We start from the raw sequence: 17,516 nt of genomic DNA, 5'->3' as shown, positions 1-17,516 counted from the left end.
ATTTTCACCTTATACAAGTAATTGCAAAATATGTGTATAAACACAAGGAGGATTTTTATTATGGAAACAGGTACAGTTAAATGGTTTAACTCAGACAAAGGTTTTGGATTCATCACTGCAGAAAACGGTAACGATGTATTCGTTCATTTCTCAGCTATCCAAGGCGAAGGCTTCAAAACTTTAGAAGAAGGTCAAGCAGTGACTTTCGATATCGAAGACGGACAACGTGGCCCTCAAGCGACTAACGTTAACAAAGCGTAATTTGTGAATGCCTTTTAAGAGCAGCTTAGCTGCTCTTTTTTTTTGTGCGCGTGATATTTGCTTGCGGAGAAAGTAGTTGTTATACTCTTAGAAAAAAAGGAGGCAGACTGATGGGATTGAATGAATTTATTCTTGGATTGGCTAATTTAGAAAAAATCCAACGCGCACCTGGATTTTTTAAGTTTACCGAGCACAGCGTGGCCGCTCATTCGTTTCGAGTAACCATGATTGCCCAGACCTTAGCCGATATCGAAGAACAAGCAGGAAATCAAGTCAATTGGCAAATTCTTTATGAAAAAGCCTTGAACCATGATTACACGGAACGTTTCATCGGCGACATCAAAACGCCAGTCAAATATGCAAACAAAGAATTGCGGGCGATGTTATCAACCGTTGAAGAAAAAATGACCGATGCCTTCATCGAAGAAGAAATCCCCCAAAGCTTTCAAACGACGTATCGCAGACGCTTGGCGGATGGCAAAGACAACAGGCTTGAAGGACAACTTTTGGCAATTGCGGATAAGATCGATCTTTTGTATGAATCTTTTGAAGAGATCTCAAAAAGCAACCCCGACAAAGTGTTCAAAGAAATGTTTCGTGAAGCGGTTTTGACGGTCAAAGCGTTTCAGCATCGTCCATGTGTGACCTATTTCTTTGAAGCCATTTTTCCCGAGTTATTGAATGCAGATTTTTATGGCAAGACTGCTTTTCTAGAAGAAATCGCAGCTTTGGTGGAAAAATAAACAAAAAGAAAAAACGAAAAATCAAGAAATGATCCATCTCACAGGTTTTACTTGAAACAAGTGAGGGGATCAGGTTTGATTTTTCGTTTTTTTGTTGTATTAAAGCAAAGATTCCGCTCCATCAATATAGACTTCCGTTCCAGAAATATTGCCCGCAGCCTCTGAAGATAGAAAAAGCACAAGGTTGGCGACTTGTTCTGGCACGCCTGTTTCTTGTTTTAATGGTCGAGAACGATCTGGATATTTGACGGGGATCTCAACGCGAGCAACCTCTTCTTCAATTTCTGTGCTGGCATCGATATTCGTTGCGATCGCCCCAGGGCAGATAGCATTGACCCGAATATTATAACCAGAAAGTTCCAGCGCAGCCATTTTTGTAAAGGCGACTTGACCTGCCTTAGATGTACTGTAAGCAGTCGCACCAAAATTGCTGAAGATGCGGTTTCCATTGACCGAACTCGTAATGACAATGCTGCCGCCGTTTGCTTTCATAAATGGGATCGCAGCTTTGACGGTAATAAAGGTACTGCGTAAATTTGTGTTGATCGTCTGGTCCCATTCTGCCACCGTCAATTCTTCGATCGGTGTCCAAGTACCGTTGATGCCGGCATTGACGTGGAGTACATCGAGACCGCCTAGTTCTTCCACAAGACCACTCATCGCTTCTTGCAGCTTCTCTGCTTCAGTGACGTCAATGGCACGATAGTGGGCTTGTGCGTCATAGTCAGCAAGAAACTCCTGCAGCTCCTCCTCGTTGCGATCAATCAACCCAACAAGAGCACCCTGGGCTAGAAATTGTTCTGCCACCGCTTTTCCAATCCCTGAAGCAGCCCCCGTTACAATCACTCGTTTGTTTTTGAAATCATTCATTTTTTTCGCCTCCTTATAGTAAATTATAAAAAAGATCCCTTTTTTTGTCGAAAAAAGCGATCAGCGACGAGTGACAAATTCCTTTAGCTGATAAATACGGATACTAGATAGTAAGGTTCTTCTTCCTGCGAACCCTCGTATCCGATGGGAAAACAGATGTAATCGCCATTGATTTTGTAGTATAATGCAGACAGTGTGCAAGGAGGAATACAATGAAACCCATATACGCTGTGGTGGATCTTGAAACAACAGGAACCGATTCGACGATTGATCGAATTATTCAATTTGGCTGCGTCTTAGTCCAAGATGGCAAGATCATTAATCGTTTTGCCGCAGATATCAACCCTGACCGCAGAATTTCTAAGCAAATTCAACGATTGACACACATCACAAACCAGCAAGTAAGCAAAGCGCCTTATTTCGAAGACATAGCTGACACGATCTACAACTTACTCAGCAATACGATTTTTGTGGCGCATAACATTTATTTTGACTATCATTTTTTAAGCAATGAATTTGTTCGTTGCGGTCTGCCGCCTTTATCGATTCCAGGGATCGATACGGTGGAATTGGCGCAAGTGTTTTTGCCGACAGAAAGCAGCTTTCGCTTAGGTGATCTGGCAGACAGCATCGGCTTTCGTCATGACAACCCGCATCAAGCCGATAGTGATGCAGAAGTGACCGCAGCATTATTTTTATACATTGAAGCAATCATGCGACAGCTACCACGGACGACTCTTAAACAGATTGCGCTTTTAAGCGGTCAGATGGGGATGCAAACGAGTGAGTATATTCACGGAATTTTGAAAGAAAAAGGACCAGAGTTGGCGGAAGATTTCGAAGTGATCGACGGCGTCGTCCTGCGAAAAAAAACTGTTCCGCTTTTTGAAGCCACGCATTTTCAAGAAACGTATCCGAAAGTAAAAACGGAAAAAGAACAGCGCTTTGGCGAGCACTTGATCTATCGGAAACAACAAGCACGTTTGATGAATGCGGTGTATACGCATTACACCCAATCAGAGAAAAATTTGATTATTGAAGCAGAAACGGGGATGGGAAAAACCATCGGTTACTTGTTTCCAGCCGCTTATTTAGCGACGCCAGAAAATCCATTGATCGTTAGCACCTCATCGATTCTTTTACAAAATCAGATCATCAACAAAGACATTCCTTTGGTAAACCAAGTACTGCAGCAGCCTTTGCAAGCAGTTTTGGTCAAAAGTCATCGTCATTACATTGATTTGCAGCGTTTTAAAGCGACGCTGGATCAACCGGTAGAACAGAAGCAATACGCCCAATATCAAATGGGGATCTTAGTCTGGCTGACCAAAACAGAAACAGGTGACTTTGATGAATTGAATTTAGTTCGTCTTGATCATCCTTTATTTGCCGACATTCGCCATCGCGGGGTCGACTTTTTAGCCAAAGATCAACCCTTCTATGAACAAGATTTTGTTCGACATTTATATCGGCGGATGTCGCAAAGCAATGTTTTGATCGTCAATCATGCCTTTTTAATGCAGGAAAACCGACGGGCGCAGCCACTGTTGCCAACGAGTGATTATTTGTTGATCGATGAAGCCCAACAGTTGCCGCAGCAAGCAGAAGGCTTTAGTCAACATGTCTTTGACTCTGCTCATTTCAAGCGGCAGTTTTTACAGCTGAATGAAGAAGGACTATTTGAAGAAATTGCCCAGATCATTACCGAGGACGATTTTTTGCAACGCATGTTCTCGTTGTATCGAAATGCATTGTCGGTTTTGGTCGAAACACAAGAACAGTATTTTCGCACCTTATCTATCGATGCCCCAGAATTACAAGTCGTTCAGCATCGTGACCTCTATGATGGGTCATTAGAGCAGGACAAGCTACATCAAAAATTGAGCCTCTATTATCAGGAAATCAATGAGATTCAAAAGCAGCTGCGTCAGCGATTCGAGTTGACCAATGATCGGTGGTATGCAAGACAACGGATCGTGATTGCCCGTTTATTTGATTTCTTTAGTCAAATGGACGCACAGGAACAAACAGTGACCGCGTGGTTGACTTGGTGGCATCCTCGTTACGTTCATTGGCTGAAAAAGCATCCCCAGTCAGGAAATGCTTTGATTGAGTTAGCTGATCTAGAAGGACATTCGATCGTGGAGAGCACATGGTACCAACGCTATCAGCACATCATTTATCTAGGGGGGACATTGAAGATCCCAGGCAACAAAGAATATTTTGCCCATCAGATCGGCTTGACGGATGTGCCAGTCAAAACGATTCCTGCCTTTTATGATTACAGCAAGCAAACGCGACTGTATGTAATCAAAAAAGGTCTCTCGGTCCAACAAGCATCAGCTGCCGAATACGCGGATTATTTAGTCGAAGCGTTGGTCCCGATTTTGTTTGACAATCCGCAACCAGCGCTTGTGTTGTTTACGGCACACGAGACTTTGAAAAATGTCTATGATCGATTGAATAAAAAAGCCCTGCATTATGGCAGAGAAATCGTTGCTCAAGGGACTGGCGGAACCCGTGAGAAAATCTTAAAGAAATTTTTATTAGCGGAAAATGGTATCTTATTAGGGACTAGCAGTTTTTGGGAAGGGGTCGATTTACCAGGACAGGCACTGAAGATCGCTGTGGTGACCCGATTGCCTTTTGAGAACCCTAAACAACCCATGGTCCAAGCACGGCACGCCTTTTTGGAAGCAGAAGGCATTGATTCTTTTAAAGAAGATGCCTTACCTAAAGCGATTTTACGGCTGCGCCAAGCATTGGGGCGCTTGATCCGTTCCGAGGAGGATACCGGCGTGATGGTCGTCCTTGATCGACGCTTGCTATCGACAAAGTATGGCAAACGAATGGTCAAAGGCTTACCCAAAAACTTACCTCTGATTGAAGCAAGTCCAACTGAGATCGCCGAAGACATCCAACATTTTTTTGCGCAAGAGGAAAAAGCAGCAGCCGATTTTGAAAAATGAGTTGAACATCTGATATAATGGATTTTATTTAAGATTGGAGTACGAAGTGTGAAAACAAAAGACAAAGAACATCGGCGTGTGGTTATTTTGCTGAGTGCGATCACAGTCTTATTGGTCGTTATTCTCTTCGCTTCTATTTTCTATCTCCGTTCTTCTCGTCCAATGCGACAAGCAAGAAACGAAGCAATCGAAATAGCAGAAAGATACACCGATTTAGCAGAGGTCGAACAATTTTATTGGTTTACCCGTGAGGAAACCTCCTTTAGCATTGTTGGAAAGGATACGAATAACAATGAGATCGTTGTGATCATCCCAAAAAGCGGTGAGAAGGTTTCTGTTTTTAATCAAGCGGATGGGCTGACGGAAGCACAAGCTAAGGCATTTGTTCGCGACAATCATCAAGGTCAGGAAATCCAAAAGGCCGCATTGGGTATTTTTGAAGGCGAGCCAACTTGGGAAGTCATGACGAAAGATGGCGATGGTCGTTTGAACTATTATTTGATTGGTTTCAAAGATGGCGAAGAAATCAAAGCGATCACTGAACTATAGGAAGACGCTTATGATAGAATGAATTTTGGATCGTAGAAAGGATGATAAACATGGTACTTTCAAAAAGAGCAGAAAAATTGGAACCCTCCGCAACGTTAGCGGCATCTGCTAAGGCAAAAGCGTTAGCGGACCAAGGTGTAGACGTATTAAGTCTAACTGTCGGTGAACCCGACTTTATTACCCCGAAAAACATTCGCCAAGCAGCGATCGCAGCGATTGAGAGCGGCAAGGCTAGTTTTTACACAGCAACTGCGGGGATTCCTGAGTTAAAACAGGCGATTCTTGCTTATATGAAAGAGTTTTATGGTGCTGACTATGATTCAAACCAAGTGATCGTGACAGATGGCGCGAAGTTTGCCCTTTATACGCTGTTTCAAGCGCTCCTTGATGAAGAGGATGAAGTACTCATTCCAGTGCCTTATTGGGTCAGCTATGCGGAACAAGTCCGTTTAGCGCAAGGGACACCTGTGTTTGTTGAAGCCAAGCAAGAAGCCGATTTTAAAGTTTCCGTGGCTCAATTAGAAGCTGCTCGTACAGAGAAAACGAAAGCCATCATTTTAAACTCGCCTGCCAACCCTACAGGGGCGATTTACTCAAAAGAAGCGTTAACGGCAATCGGCAACTGGGCAGTGGAAAATAATATTTGGATCATTGCCGATGATATCTATGGTCGTTTGGTTTATAACGGCAATACCTTTACATCGATCGCAAGCTTATCAGAAGAGATCCGCAAACAAACCATCGTGATCAATGGCGTTTCTAAAACCTATTCTATGACTGGGTGGCGGATCGGATTTGCTGTCGGCGATGCAAAAATCATCAAAGCGATGATCGATATCGCTTCCCAAGCTACTAGCAACCCGCCGGCTGCTAGCCAATACGCAGCAGTTGAGGCACTGACTGGGAATCAAGAATCGATCGAAGTGATGCGTCAGGCCTTCGAAGAGCGCTTGAACAAACTATATCCGCTAATTGCCGCTATTCCTGGTTTTCAGGTGACGAAACCCCAAGGCGCGTTTTACTTGTTCCCAAATGTCAAAGAAGCCATGACGATGTGCGGCTATCAAACCATTGATGCCTTCGTGGAGGCCTTGCTGATGGAAGCCCACGTGGCAGTAGTGACTGGTGCTGGTTTTGGTACACCAGATTATTTACGCATCAGCTATGCAACTGATTGGGACACGTTAGCGGAAGCTACCAAACGAATCCATGATTTTGTTGAAAAGAAACGCCAAAAAGCTTAAAATGCTCTATGGTGCCTTTATTAATTAGATAGGAGAGAATCAAGTGGAATCTATTCAAATTTTAGATGCAAAAAAACACGTTGGCGAAACCGTTCAAATCGGAGCATGGGTTGCTAACAAACGTTCTAGCGGCAAGATCGCCTTTTTACAACTTCGTGACGGAACAGCGTATTTTCAAGGAATCGTTGTAAAAAGTGAAGTAGGGGAAGAAGTTTTCCAATTAGCGAAAAATCTAAATCAGGAAACTGCCGTACTGGTCACTGGGGAAATCAGAGAAGACTGCCGCTCAAAATTCGGCTATGAAATTGGTATCTCTGGTTTAGAGGTTGTTGGGGAAAGCCATGATTACCCAATCACACCAAAAGAACACGGAACAGATTTCTTGATGGACCATCGTCATTTATGGTTGCGTTCCTCAAAACAACACGCCATCATGCAAATCCGAAACGAAATCATTCGGGCAACGTATGAATTTTTCAACAAGAATGGCTTCATCAAAATCGATCCACCGATCCTAACCGGATCAGCACCAGAAGGAACGACTGATTTATTCGAAACCAACTATTTCGATCAAAAAGCATATTTGTCTCAGTCTGGTCAATTGTACATGGAAGCTGCCGCTATGGCGTTTGGCAAAGTCTTTTCTTTTGGACCAACTTTCCGTGCCGAAAAATCAAAGACACGTCGTCACTTGATTGAATTTTGGATGATTGAACCAGAAATGGCCTTTATGCACCAAGAAGAAAGCTTGGAAGTCCAAGAGCAGTACGTGGCATTCTTAGTGCAAAATGTGCTCGATAACTGTGACTATGCATTAGACGTCTTAGGCCGTGACCGTGAAGTCTTGAAAAAATACACCAAATTACCATTCCCACGAATCTCTTACGATGATGCAGTGGCATTATTACAAAAGAACGGCTTTGATGATATTCAATGGGGCGATGACTTTGGCTCACCACATGAGACCTTTATTGCCAATTCATTCGATCAGCCCGTCTTTATCTTAAACTATCCAAAAGCCATCAAACCTTTCTATATGAAGCCACATCCAACGAGAGAAGATGTCGTGATCTGTGCCGATATGATCGCACCAGAAGGCTATGGCGAGATCATAGGCGGTTCTGAACGTGCCATCGATCATGAATACCTGCTAGAACAAATCCGCGCCCACGGCTTGGATGAAAATGAATATTCATGGTATTTAGATCTACGCAAGTACGGCTCAGTTCCTCACACCGGCTTTGGTCTTGGATTAGAACGGACCGTTACCTGGTTATCAGGAATCGAGCACGTAAGAGAATCCATTCCGTTTCCACGGTTGTTGAATCGGATTTATCCTTAATTTAAAAAGATTTTGTGCGAAAGCGTAAACGATTCACTCATCACACCATCCCTTGCTAGAAAGTCTCTAGCGGGGCTGGTGTTTTTATCTGCTCTTGATGATGAGGGATTACTTCAGAAAAGAAGCAAGCAGCAATCCAACGGGCGGCTGGGACTGAATAGAAGAAATCGCTTTGCTTGCTCGAGTGTGCTTTTTTTACGCGCGGGGATGTGATATAATAACAAATTGACTAGTATCTCTCATTTTATAACATTAAGGACAATACACTATGGATAATAGAAAAACGAATAAAATAATCATCAGTATTGTGACACATAATAGTCGTGATATATTCAAAACATTGGATCATCTGGAGAAAGAGATAGGAGAGGATCCACGCTTTGAAGTGAAAATATTTGATAATAATTCGAAAGCAGAATACATTGCTAAAATGCAAGATTATCCATTTGTCACTGTCATCTCAGCCAATGAAAATCTTGGATTTGGTCATGGACACAATCAATTATTAATGAATGCAACGCAAGAATACGGATTTATTTGCAATCCTGATATTCTTGTCACGAAAGAATCAATTGAAGGATTATTAAAAAGAATTCAAGAGAATGAAGCAGCTGTCGTAGTTCCTCAGGTTTTGAACGAAGATGGCTCTATTCAGTATTTAGTAAGAAAACGATTAGCTGTATTCGATTATTTCTTGCGATTTATTCCGTTTCATTGGGTAAAAAAAGTATTTAAAAAAAGACTGTCTGCTTATGAGTGCCGTGACCTTCCACAAGATCAAACCAGTTATATCCGAATGGGCTCTGGTTGTTTTATGTTGGTAGAAATCGCTCGCTTTAAAGAAATCGGCGGCTTTGACGAACAGTTCTTTATGTATTTTGAAGACAATGATTTGTGTTTGAGATATGAAAAAGCGGGGTACCGCATTTTGTATACGCCCTTTGAAAAAGTCGTGCACTTATACGGTAAAGGAGCTCATAGAAGTGCAAAACTCTTTTTGGTGTTTATGCATTCGATGATGAAATTTTTTAATAAATGGGGTTGGAGGCTGTTTTGATGAACCGTTTATTTGTGACGATCGTAATGTATGAAAGAAGCTGGCAAGAAGCGTCGGCTTCACCGCTTTTGGAAAAAGCGGTGAAGAACCAGCAAATCCAATTGCTGGTTTATGATAACAGTCCACAAAGTCATGATGAGCCTTTTTTTCAGCATCCATTAGTGACCTATTTCCATGATCCAGCCAATCCCGGCCTCTCCAAAGCATACAATAAAGGGTTTAAGTCTGCGTCTAGCGGCGATTTTGATTTGCTGCTTCTCTTGGATCAAGATACGGAGCTGACAAAAGCCTACCTAAACTTTCTTATGACTGAGACGATCGGAACTGAAATAGGTGCTGTTGTGCCGCTGATTTACAGTGGCACAACACAGGTATCACCGGTCTTAGCTGATCGTTACATCAATCGAAATCTGGCATATCCTGCTATCGGTGAGCAAAAACAGCGGATTATGGCAATCAATTCCGGCACCGCAGTCACTCTCGCGGCTATAAAAAAAATCGGCGGATTCAATGATGCTTTTCCGCTGGATTTTTTAGATCATTGGCTTTTTCTTCGCTTACATCAAGAAGGCTTTCGGTTTTTGATCGCAAACCAAAAGCTGAATCATGATCTTTCAGTCATGCATTATAAAACGATGACTAGGGAAAGATATGAGCAGATTCTTACCAGTGAATCGAAATTCTATAGGGATTTCGATAAAGAAAAGAAAAAGGAACATGAAAAACAGCTTTTTTTTCGAACAATAAAACAAGCACTTTCACCCAAAATGTGCCGATTCAGTCGAAGAACATGGAAAGAATACTTGTCATTTAGGAAGGATCATTTATGATATCAGTATGTGTAGCCACTTATAACGGAGAAAAGTATCTTCAAGAACAGCTGGACAGCATTCTAATTCAACTTGCACCTGATGATGAGCTGATTATTTCGGATGACTTCTCTACTGACAAGACAAGAAATATCCTCGATTCTTATCGCGCAGATCCCCGAATCAAACTTTTGGAAGGACCGCAAAAAGGCATTATCAAGAATTTTGAACACGCAATTAAGCAGGCTTCAGGCGATCTGATTTTTTTGGCCGACCAAGACGATGTGTGGCTTCCCGATAAAGTTGCTGATACAAAAGCAAAATTTGATGAAAAAAAAGAGACACAGGTAGTCATTTCTGATTTGAGAATTGTCGATGAGCAGCTTGAAGTGATTGAACCCTCCTATTTTGACTATCGGAATGTAAAAGTCGGATTTTTACGAAATGTGCTTAAAAATAAATACATCGGAGCAGGCATGGCTTTTCGAAGAGAGTTGAAGCCAGCTATTCTTCCGTTTCCGCAAGCAATTCCAATGCATGATATGTGGATCGGTGCAATGGCAGGCAACCGTATCGAACTTATTGATAAGCAGTTAACGTTGTATCGAAGACATGAAAAAAATGCCAGTGAAATCAAAACATCCGCTTCATTTGGCCAGCAATTCGTGTGGCGCTGGGGTTTAATAAGAAGCCTGTTCATGAGAAAGGTATTTGATAAATAAAAGTTACATTTTCATTTCAAAACTTTGAATTGAATGACAAAGCTTTCTAGAAATGAGATAATGCTGTGGTGAGAAATACAAGTAAATTATTTAAGGAGCGTAATGAATGAAAGGGATTATTTTAGCAGGCGGTTCAGGAACACGCCTTTATCCATTAACAAAAGCAACTTCTAAACAATTGATGCCTATTTATGACAAACCAATGATTTTTTACCCAATGTCTACATTGATGTTGGCGGGGATCAAAGAAATTTTAATTATTTCCACTCCTCAAGATACTCCTCGCTTTCAAGAGTTATTTGGCGATGGCAAAGACTTAGGACTGCAAATTGACTATGCAGTACAGCCAAGTCCTGACGGCCTCGCTCAAGCATTCATTATTGGGGAAGAGTTTATCGGCACTGATAGTGTTTGTTTAGTCCTAGGAGACAATATTTATTATGGCGGCGGTCTATCAAAAATGCTTCAACGAGCTGCTGCAAAAGAATCAGGTGCAACTGTTTTTGGCTATCATGTAAATGATCCTGAACGATTTGGTGTAGTGGAGTTTGATGACGATATGCACGCCTTGTCTATTGAAGAAAAACCTGAGAAGCCGAAATCAAATTATGCTGTAACAGGTCTGTATTTCTATGATAACGAAGTAGTCGAAATAGCCAAGAATATCAAACCGTCTGCGCGTGGAGAATTAGAAATTACCGATATCAATAAAGTTTATCTAGAAAAAAATAAACTTTCTGTTGAAGTCATGGGAAGAGGTTTCGCTTGGCTTGATACAGGAACACATGAAACATTGCTTGAGGCATCTACTTTTATTGAAACGATTGAAAAACGGCAAAACTTGAAAGTTGCGTGTTTGGAAGAAATATCATTCCGAATGGGCTATATCACAAGAGAGCAGTTGGTTGCTTTAGCTGAGCCATTGAAAAAAAATCAGTATGGTCAATATTTATTACGACTAGCTGCTGAATAAAGAGGAGACGCTTTGATGAAAGTTATAGAAACAAAATTGACAGATGTAAAATTAATAGAGATGGACGTTTACGGCGATCATCGAGGTTTTTTTACTGAAAGCTATTCAAAAGAAAAATTTTCAGCACAAGGAATTGACTTTGATTTTGTTCAAGATAACCACTCATTATCTGCTGAAGCAGGTGTGTTAAGAGGCCTGCATTTTCAAAAAGGTGAAGCAGCACAGACAAAATTGATTCGTGTGGTGACTGGTGCGGTACTTGATGTTATCGTAGATATTCGTAAAGGCAGCCCGACCTATGGAGAGTGGGAAGGGTACTTGTTAACCGAACACAACCATCGTCAGTTATTAGTACCTCGCGGATTTGCTCACGGGTTTATGACACTGACCCCAAATGTGAACTTCTTGTATAAGTGTGACAACTATTATAATGCTGAAGCTGATGGCGGCATTGCATTTGATGATCCCGATTTGGCGATTACTTGGCCTATAGATGTGAAAAAAGCGATTCTATCAGAAAAAGATAAAAAACATCCAACACTGAAAGAATTTGAAATAGAAAATACATTTGTCTATGGTGAAGTATAAGGAGTGAAAGTGATGAAAAAAATTATTGTAACCGGTGGAGCAGGATTTATCGGCTCTAACTTTGTTCATTATGTGATCAATAATCATCCTGATGTTTTTGTAACAGTTTTAGATAAGCTGACCTATGCGGGAAATAAGAACAATCTTAATGGTCTTCCAAAGAATCGCTTCGAATTAGTTGTCGGCGACATTGCTGATCAGGAGCTGGTAGATAGATTGGTTCAGGATACAGACGCTGTCGTTCATTATGCTGCAGAATCTCATAATGACAACTCGTTGAAAGATCCTTTTCCGTTTGTTCAAACCAACATTATTGGAACGTATACGCTGATAGAAGCATGCCGAAAGTATAATGTAAGATACCATCATGTTTCAACCGATGAAGTATATGGCGATCTTCCTTTGAGAGAAGATCTTCCGGGACATGGCGAAGGAGCGGGAGAAAAATTCACGGACAAAACGCCGTATAACCCATCAAGTCCTTACTCTTCAACAAAAGCTGGTTCCGATCTTTTGGTAAAAGCTTGGGTGCGCTCATTCGGTCTCCAAGCGACGATCTCCAATTGTTCTAATAATTATGGACCTTATCAACACATTGAGAAATTTATTCCTCGACAAATTACCAATATTTTGAGCGGCATCAAGCCGAAATTGTACGGTGACGGGAAAAATGTCCGTGACTGGATTCATACAAATGATCATTCATCAGCTGTGTGGACGATTTTAACAAAGGGACAAATGGGTGAAACGTATCTCATCGGTGCCGATGGTGAAGAGGATAATAAAGCAGTAATTGAACTGATTTTAGAACTAATGGATCAGCCCAAAGACGCGTATGAGCACGTAAATGATCGACCAGGTCATGATTTACGCTATGCAATTGATTCGACAAAATTGAAAGAAGAATTGGGCTGGCAACCGGAATTCACCAATTTCCGAGATGGCTTAGCCGATACGATTGAGTGGTATCGCAACAACGAAGAATGGTGGAAGACAGAAAAAGAAGCGGTAGAGAAAAATTATGCTGCGAATGGACAATAAATAAAAGCAGGGAAACCTGCTTTTTTTGAAGGGATGAGAAATATGATTTTACTGACAGGCGGAAATGGGCAGCTGGGCACGGAGCTGCGACATCTATTAGATGAAAAAGGATTAAAATATGTCTCAACGGATGCCCAGGAAATGGATATTACGGACGAAAAAGCAACTCTTGCTTTTATTCAAGAATTAAAACCGACCGTTATTTATCATTGTGCTGCATACACAGCAGTAGATAAGGCGGAAGATGAAGGCAAGGAACTTGATGAGAAAATCAATGTCAACGGGACGGAAAACGTGGCGAAAGCGGCGAAAGCGGTAGGAGCAAAGTTTGTTTACATCAGTACTGATTATGTGTTCGATGGAACGAAAAAAGAGGGGGTCTACAAAGAAACAGATAAGCCGAATCCTCAAAATGAATACGGTCGTACAAAATTGTTGGGTGAACAAGCAGTGAAAGATCTTTTAGATGAATACTTCATTATCCGAACTTCATGGGTTTTTGGTAAATATGGACATAATTTTGTATATACAATGAAACGTTTAGCGCAAACGCACCCGCGCTTAACCGTCGTAGATGATCAATATGGCCGTCCAACATGGACCCGAACATTAGCTGAATTTATGGTCTATATTATCGAAAACAATGCAGACTATGGGATCTACCATCTATCAAATGACAATAGCTGTTCATGGTACGAATTTGCCAAAGAAATTCTGAAAGAAACGGATGTTGAGGTTGCACCTGTCACTTCAGCAGAATATCCGCAAAAAGCAAAACGACCACAATACTCGGTGTTGGATCTTACAAAAGCAAAGAATACCGGTTTTGTTATTCCTACTTGGGAAGAAGCATTGGCTGATATGACTGCATCTTTAGAGAAAGAAGAAAACTAGAAAAAGAGGGATCATGATGAAAGTTTCCGTTTTTGGTTTAGGTTATGTAGGATTAGCAAACGCTTTGTTATTGGCGCAAAAAGAAGAAGTACTTGCTTATGATATTGTGGATGAAAAAATCGATCAATTGCAAAAGAAAATCTCACCTCTTGAAGACAAAGAAATTCACCAATTTTTGGAGCGGACAGACTTGTCCGTTCATTTCACCAAAGCTTTTGATGAAGCTGTTGACTTTGGGGATGTATTAATTATTGCGACGCCTACAGATTACGATGAGCATAAAAACTATTTTGATACGTCGACTGTAGAATCGGTGATTGAAAAAGCGCTGGAGTTGCGTCCAGATGCTGTGTTTATTATTAAATCAACAGTTCCTGTAGGGTATACATTAGATCTTAAAGCACGTTTTAACACAGAGAACATTTTATTTTCACCTGAATTTTTGCGTGAGGGAAAAGCTTTATACGACAATTTGCATCCTTCGAGAATTGTTGTTGGAGAATGCAGTGAGCGAGCGAAAGAGATCGCCGAGATGTTCAAGCGAAATGCATGGGAAAATGAAATTCCCGTGCTTTTAACAAATCCGACTGAAGCTGAAGCAATAAAACTGTTTTCTAACACGTATCTGGCGCTGCGCGTGGCATATTTCAACGAATTAGATACCTATGCGGAAGTGAGGGGACTTGATTCACGACAAATCATTGAAGGCGTCGGGCTGGATCCTAGAATCGGCTCCCACTACAACAATCCGTCTTTTGGATACGGTGGCTACTGTCTGCCCAAAGATACCAAGCAGCTCCTAGCTAACTATGATAAGGTTCCGAATAATATCATTCAAGCGATCGTCGAAGCAAATACGACCCGCAAAGATTTCATCGCGGAGCAGATCCTTGATCGACAACCGAAAGTTGTGGGCATCTATCGATTGACTATGAAAGCTCATTCTGATAATTTCCGCTATTCTTCCATTCAAGGAATTATGAAGCGGATCAAAGCCCATGGAATCAACGTAGTAGTATACGAGCCTTCTTTAAAAGAGAACTCCTTCTATAACTCTGAAGTTATTGATGACTTTGAGACGTTTAAAAAGATCTCTGATGTTATTGTAGCAAATCGTATGGAAGATGTACTGCATGACGTAGAAGACAAAGTATACACAAGAGATTTGTTTGAAAGAGACTAAAAACTTTGAGAAAAAGGAGGCCAAATTTCGTTCGTTGAATGCGGCTTTCTTTTTTTCGTTTAATCTGTCAATGAAACATTAATTTTTTTTCTCAATTTTTGAAATGATCTGGTAGAGGTTGAGAAAGAGGGGAATGTCGAGTATACTTTTTAAGGATAGCTTTAAAAAGTTTACCGTAAAAAAGATTAGTGGAACCTTAAAGGAGAAAATGATGTTCGAGCGTAAAAATAGAATTTTATTGAAAGAATTAGTAAAAACCGATTTTAAACTAAGATATCAAGGAAGTATTATGGGCTATGTTTGGTCTGTTTTAAAGCCCTTGATGCTGTTTACTGTCATGTATGTGGTCTTTGTACGTTTTCTTAAATTTGGACAAGATGTTCCTCACTTTGAAGTGGCGTTACTTTTGGGAACCGTTCTATGGAGCTTTTTTAGCGAAACGACAAATTTAGGTATGTCATCAATCGTCACACGAGGCGATCTGCTTAGAAAACTAAGCTTTCCTACACATATCATTGTTATTGCTGTATCGATCAACGCCTTAATCAATCTAGTAATCAGCCTTGTGATCGTTCTTTTATTTGCGATGATCAATGGAGCGGATATTTCAATCTATGCTTTTTTAGCACCGCTGCTTCTGATTGAACTCTATGCCTTTTCATTGGGCGTGTCTTTTATTTTGGCAACAATCTATGTTAGGTTTCGGGACATTGGACCGATCTGGGAGGTTGTCCTTCAAGCGGGTTTTTACCTTACACCGTTAATTTACCCATTGACACTTGTAATGAATATGGACGTGAACATTGCCAAACTTTTGATGATGAATCCAATGGCTCAAATTATTCAAGATATGCGGCATATCTTAACAAGTACAAGCAATATTACGGTATGGCAATTAATAAATACGAATTGGATCGTCGCAATTCCATATGTTTTGCCATGGATCGTATTAGTTGCTGGCTACATGATTTTTAATAAAAATTCGAAAAAATTTGCGGAGATTATTTAATATGAATAATGAAATAGCAGTGAAAGTTGATCATATAGGAAAATCGTTTCGTCTTCCTACAGAAAGTACAACGAGTTTAAAAAGAACGATCGTTAATTATTTTAAAGGAATCAAAGGATACAATGAGCAAAAAGTCCTAAGAGATATTTCGTTTGAAGTGAATAAAGGAGATTTCTTTGGAATTGTCGGAAGAAATGGGAGTGGAAAATCAACCTTATTAAAAATTATCTCCCAAATTTATACACCTGAAAAAGGGTCTGTAGAAGTGAACGGAAAATTGGTTTCCTTCATCGAGTTAGGCGTTGGATTCAATCCAGAATTAACTGGGAGAGAGAATGTCTATTTGAATGGCGCTATGCTTGGTTTTTCCGAAAAAGAAGTGGATGGAATGTATTCCGATATCGTTGAGTTTGCGGAATTAACTGAATTTATGAATCAAAAATTAAAGAATTATTCAAGCGGCATGCAGGTTCGGCTTGCGTTTTCTGTAGCGATTCAAGCGAAAAGCGATATTTTAGTCTTAGATGAAGTATTGGCTGTCGGGGATGAAGCGTTCCAAAGAAAATGCAATGACTATTTCATGAAGGCCAAAGATGAGAACAAGACCATTATCCTCGTGACTCACTCAATGGAATCTGTTCGTAAATACTGTAATAAAGCACTGATGATCGATAAAGGGGAAGTAAAAATCATCGGGACCCCAGATGATGTAGCAAATCAATATTCTTTAGACAATGTTACACAGACGGGGACCTCCACCGTTATTGAAAAGGAAGAGGTTATAGAAGAACCACAAGAAGTTGAAACAAAAAGTAAAGAAGAGGAAACAATTCGAAACTTTACAGTAGATTTATTATCTGATGAAATGCTTACCGATGAGAATCGACGAGTAGAGTTTTTGATTTCTTATGAAGTGTTAAAAGATATGGAGACGTATATTGCTTTTTCAATGACAGATATCGATCGCAACATTTGGATGTACAACGACAATTCATATGATGAAATGACAAAAGGTATCGGTAAAAAGACTTTTAAATATGCTTGCGAGTTAAATCATATCAATGAATGCAAATTAAGGTTAGGCGTATCAATTCGAAACGCCGCGGACGAACCATTTGCTTTTTCAGATCAAGAAAATTCACCCGTAATAATCGTTTCCCCAAGAAAAAATCGATCAAAAAGCGAGCGGATCGCCTCAAGCGGTATTTTGACAAGCAATGGAAGCTGGCAGAAGCTTAAGTGATCAGAAAAATCTATTTATA

At 40.7% G+C, this 17,516-nt stretch carries 17 protein-coding genes; 16 read left to right on the top strand and 1 reads right to left on the bottom strand.

Annotated features, from left to right (window positions below; translation table 11 throughout):
- Positions 1–60: 60 nt before the first annotated feature.
- Both IGK61_RS11125 and IGK61_RS11120 read left to right on the top strand, forming a co-directional pair.
- Complete coding sequence (locus IGK61_RS11125; protein WP_003126918.1) at positions 61–261, top strand: cold-shock protein; 201 nt, start codon at positions 61–63, stop codon at positions 259–261.
- Positions 262–371: 110 nt separating this feature from the next.
- Positions 372–1,004: a YfbR-like 5'-deoxynucleotidase gene (locus IGK61_RS11120; protein WP_074536758.1), complete on the top strand. Its 633-nt coding sequence runs from the start codon at positions 372–374 to the stop codon at positions 1,002–1,004.
- A gap of 99 nt (positions 1,005–1,103) precedes the next feature.
- On the opposite strand, the gene IGK61_RS11115 is transcribed toward IGK61_RS11120, so the two are convergent.
- A complete protein-coding gene (locus IGK61_RS11115) occupies positions 1,104–1,874 on the bottom strand; it encodes an SDR family oxidoreductase (RefSeq protein WP_074536757.1) in 771 nt (256 codons plus the stop codon).
- 212 nt (positions 1,875–2,086) lie between these two features.
- Here IGK61_RS11115 and IGK61_RS11110 point away from each other — a divergent pair, with 212 nt between their 5' ends.
- The 14 genes from IGK61_RS11110 (at position 2,087) to IGK61_RS11045 (ending at position 17,497) form a co-directional block, all read left to right on the top strand.
- Entirely contained in the window at positions 2,087–4,843 is a 2,757-nt protein-coding gene (locus IGK61_RS11110) for a helicase C-terminal domain-containing protein (protein ID WP_074536756.1), read from the top strand.
- Positions 4,844–4,891: 48 nt separating this feature from the next.
- Positions 4,892–5,392: a cell wall elongation regulator TseB-like domain-containing protein gene (locus IGK61_RS11105; protein ID WP_010749344.1), complete on the top strand. Its 501-nt coding sequence runs from the start codon at positions 4,892–4,894 to the stop codon at positions 5,390–5,392.
- Positions 5,393–5,442: 50 nt separating this feature from the next.
- The gene (locus tag IGK61_RS11100; protein WP_005229502.1) at positions 5,443–6,636 is read left to right on the top strand and encodes a pyridoxal phosphate-dependent aminotransferase; all 1,194 of its coding nucleotides are present in this window, start codon (positions 5,443–5,445) and stop codon (positions 6,634–6,636) included.
- A 43-nt stretch (positions 6,637–6,679) separates the two neighbouring features.
- Positions 6,680–7,978 carry an asparagine--tRNA ligase gene (gene asnS, locus IGK61_RS11095; protein WP_074536755.1) on the top strand — a complete coding sequence of 433 codons (1,299 nt, stop codon included), beginning with the start codon at positions 6,680–6,682 and terminating at the stop codon, positions 7,976–7,978.
- A gap of 268 nt (positions 7,979–8,246) precedes the next feature.
- Positions 8,247–9,035 (top strand): glycosyltransferase family 2 protein, encoded by a 789-nt coding sequence (locus IGK61_RS11090; RefSeq protein WP_005229506.1) that lies wholly within the window; start codon positions 8,247–8,249, stop codon positions 9,033–9,035.
- Positions 9,035–9,865, top strand: a complete 831-nt coding sequence (locus IGK61_RS11085; RefSeq protein WP_060792919.1) for a glycosyltransferase — start codon at positions 9,035–9,037, stop codon at positions 9,863–9,865. The genes IGK61_RS11090 and IGK61_RS11085 overlap by 1 nt, the downstream gene beginning before the upstream one ends.
- Entirely contained in the window at positions 9,862–10,566 is a 705-nt protein-coding gene (locus tag IGK61_RS11080) for a glycosyltransferase family 2 protein (RefSeq protein WP_010749346.1), read from the top strand. Before IGK61_RS11085 ends, IGK61_RS11080 begins: the two co-directional genes overlap by 4 nt.
- A gap of 106 nt (positions 10,567–10,672) precedes the next feature.
- Positions 10,673–11,539, top strand: a complete 867-nt coding sequence (gene rfbA / locus IGK61_RS11075) for a glucose-1-phosphate thymidylyltransferase RfbA (RefSeq protein WP_016621264.1) — start codon at positions 10,673–10,675, stop codon at positions 11,537–11,539.
- 15 nt (positions 11,540–11,554) lie between these two features.
- The gene (gene rfbC, locus IGK61_RS11070; protein WP_060792922.1) at positions 11,555–12,127 is read left to right on the top strand and encodes a dTDP-4-dehydrorhamnose 3,5-epimerase; all 573 of its coding nucleotides are present in this window, start codon (positions 11,555–11,557) and stop codon (positions 12,125–12,127) included.
- Between the two features lie 12 nt (positions 12,128–12,139).
- Positions 12,140–13,168 carry a dTDP-glucose 4,6-dehydratase gene (rfbB, locus tag IGK61_RS11065; RefSeq protein WP_060792923.1) on the top strand — a complete coding sequence of 343 codons (1,029 nt, stop codon included), beginning with the start codon at positions 12,140–12,142 and terminating at the stop codon, positions 13,166–13,168.
- 42 nt (positions 13,169–13,210) lie between these two features.
- Positions 13,211–14,062, top strand: a complete 852-nt coding sequence (gene rfbD, locus IGK61_RS11060) for a dTDP-4-dehydrorhamnose reductase (protein ID WP_010749350.1) — start codon at positions 13,211–13,213, stop codon at positions 14,060–14,062.
- Positions 14,063–14,078: 16 nt separating this feature from the next.
- Complete coding sequence (locus IGK61_RS11055; protein WP_074536754.1) at positions 14,079–15,245, top strand: nucleotide sugar dehydrogenase; 1,167 nt, start codon at positions 14,079–14,081, stop codon at positions 15,243–15,245.
- A 208-nt stretch (positions 15,246–15,453) separates the two neighbouring features.
- The gene (locus IGK61_RS11050) at positions 15,454–16,254 is read left to right on the top strand and encodes an ABC transporter permease (RefSeq protein WP_005229524.1); all 801 of its coding nucleotides are present in this window, start codon (positions 15,454–15,456) and stop codon (positions 16,252–16,254) included.
- A gap of 1 nt (position 16,255) precedes the next feature.
- Positions 16,256–17,497, top strand: coding sequence for an ABC transporter ATP-binding protein (locus tag IGK61_RS11045; RefSeq protein ID WP_074536753.1), 1,242 nt, complete (start codon positions 16,256–16,258; stop codon positions 17,495–17,497).
- Positions 17,498–17,516 lie beyond the last annotated feature (19 nt).

The sequence above is a fragment of the Enterococcus sp. AZ063 genome (assembly GCF_051715045.1).
Classification (GTDB): Bacteria; Bacillota; Bacilli; order Lactobacillales; family Enterococcaceae; genus Enterococcus_D; species Enterococcus_D casseliflavus.
Note: the sequence above shows the minus strand (reverse complement) of the source record. Positions and strands in the feature narration are given on the sequence as shown.

Coding starts and splice junctions, on each gene's coding strand:
- IGK61_RS11120 (WP_074536758.1), top strand. CDS start 372: ATGGGATTGAATGAATTTATTCTTGGATTGGCTAATTTAGAAAAAATC.
- rfbC (WP_060792922.1), top strand. CDS start 11,555: ATGAAAGTTATAGAAACAAAATTGACAGATGTAAAATTAATAGAGATG.
- rfbA (WP_016621264.1), top strand. CDS start 10,673: ATGAAAGGGATTATTTTAGCAGGCGGTTCAGGAACACGCCTTTATCCA.
- IGK61_RS11085 (WP_060792919.1), top strand. CDS start 9,035: ATGAACCGTTTATTTGTGACGATCGTAATGTATGAAAGAAGCTGGCAA.
- rfbB (WP_060792923.1), top strand. CDS start 12,140: ATGAAAAAAATTATTGTAACCGGTGGAGCAGGATTTATCGGCTCTAAC.
- rfbD (WP_010749350.1), top strand. CDS start 13,211: ATGATTTTACTGACAGGCGGAAATGGGCAGCTGGGCACGGAGCTGCGA.
- IGK61_RS11055 (WP_074536754.1), top strand. CDS start 14,079: ATGAAAGTTTCCGTTTTTGGTTTAGGTTATGTAGGATTAGCAAACGCT.
- IGK61_RS11100 (WP_005229502.1), top strand. CDS start 5,443: ATGGTACTTTCAAAAAGAGCAGAAAAATTGGAACCCTCCGCAACGTTA.
- IGK61_RS11090 (WP_005229506.1), top strand. CDS start 8,247: ATGGATAATAGAAAAACGAATAAAATAATCATCAGTATTGTGACACAT.
- IGK61_RS11110 (WP_074536756.1), top strand. CDS start 2,087: ATGAAACCCATATACGCTGTGGTGGATCTTGAAACAACAGGAACCGAT.
- IGK61_RS11080 (WP_010749346.1), top strand. CDS start 9,862: ATGATATCAGTATGTGTAGCCACTTATAACGGAGAAAAGTATCTTCAA.
- IGK61_RS11050 (WP_005229524.1), top strand. CDS start 15,454: ATGATGTTCGAGCGTAAAAATAGAATTTTATTGAAAGAATTAGTAAAA.
- IGK61_RS11125 (WP_003126918.1), top strand. CDS start 61: ATGGAAACAGGTACAGTTAAATGGTTTAACTCAGACAAAGGTTTTGGA.
- IGK61_RS11045 (WP_074536753.1), top strand. CDS start 16,256: ATGAATAATGAAATAGCAGTGAAAGTTGATCATATAGGAAAATCGTTT.
- IGK61_RS11115 (WP_074536757.1), bottom strand. CDS start 1,874: ATGAATGATTTCAAAAACAAACGAGTGATTGTAACGGGGGCTGCTTCA.